The following is a 989-nucleotide window of genomic DNA, read 5'->3' as shown; positions in this document are numbered from 1 at the left end:
TTGTTCGTTGAATTTTTCAACTCTAAAATTAGGGGTGGAAAACACAATCAAGCAACATGCACCGGAAATTGAGAAAGTAGTAAACGTAGAGTAAGACTATATCTGAGATATAAAAAAGACAGGCTTTTGTATAAGGCCTGTCTTTTTTATTTTCATTTCTTTAAGTAATTATTATTGGATGTTTTTTAACACAAAGATAAATAGGAAGGTTTTGCATAAAAAATAGAATGAATTTAAACCATTAAAAAAGACTCAAAGAATATTATTGAGCCTTAATAGTTTGATTATAATTATAGAATTACTGTTTTACTACCTTATTTCCCACTCCGGTAAGAGAGGCATTAGGTTTTCCGGATTTTGTTCCTGAGCTTCTGTAATATACTGTGTTGCTGCCACCTTCAATGTCAACATTATCCACTTTATCAATGTATATTTTGTTACCCGTTCCTGAAACGGAAACTTTTTTTGCACTTCCTTTAACCGTTACTGTATTATCTCCCCCGGCAACCTCTACATTTCCGCCATTAAGCGTATAGTTTAGAGTATGTCCAACACCATCTACCTGTATTGTTTTACCATTAGACTGTTCTACCCCTTTTATGGATTCTGTTTTTCTGGTTTGGGAGAATGCAGTACCTGTTCCCAATAGCAGAATGGCTATAATACCTACTTTTTTAATACTTTCCATATTGAATTTGGTTTTTTGTTGGAGGTAAATATAAGTACAAAATAATTTCTTATAGTTAATCAAAAGTTAAATGATTGCTTTTTTGAATGTGAAGCAACATCTATCTTAAAAGAATGAGACTATTACAAACCTTTAAATTAAATTTAATGGAGTTTTAAGAAATGTTTAGAAAATAGGTCTGTTTCTGATAAAAGATAAAATTAAGATACATTTATGTTTTAAGATTCTGCTATTTTGCAGCCTTTCCGGAAAAATTTAACATGGTTCCTGATTTAGCTCCTTCCAAAGGATGTTTTTGCAT

Annotated in this window: 1 protein-coding gene and 1 pseudogene; one reads left to right on the top strand and one right to left on the bottom strand. The window is 31.1% G+C overall.

What is annotated here, in order from left to right:
• A pseudogene (locus BBH99_RS22100) lies at positions 1–94 on the top strand (NifU family protein); the annotation flags it as partial.
• A 204-nt stretch (positions 95–298) separates the two neighbouring features.
• Here BBH99_RS22100 and BBH99_RS12655 read toward each other — a convergent pair.
• Positions 299–688 carry a DUF3060 domain-containing protein gene (locus BBH99_RS12655; RefSeq protein WP_083188820.1) on the bottom strand — a complete coding sequence of 130 codons (390 nt, stop codon included), beginning with the start codon at positions 686–688 and terminating at the stop codon, positions 299–301.
• Between the last annotated feature and the right edge of the window lie 301 nt (positions 689–989).

The sequence above is a fragment of the Chryseobacterium contaminans genome (assembly GCF_001684955.1).
In the GTDB taxonomy this organism is placed as follows: Bacteria; Bacteroidota; Bacteroidia; order Flavobacteriales; family Weeksellaceae; genus Chryseobacterium; species Chryseobacterium contaminans.
This window is presented reverse-complemented; position numbering and strand designations above follow the sequence as displayed.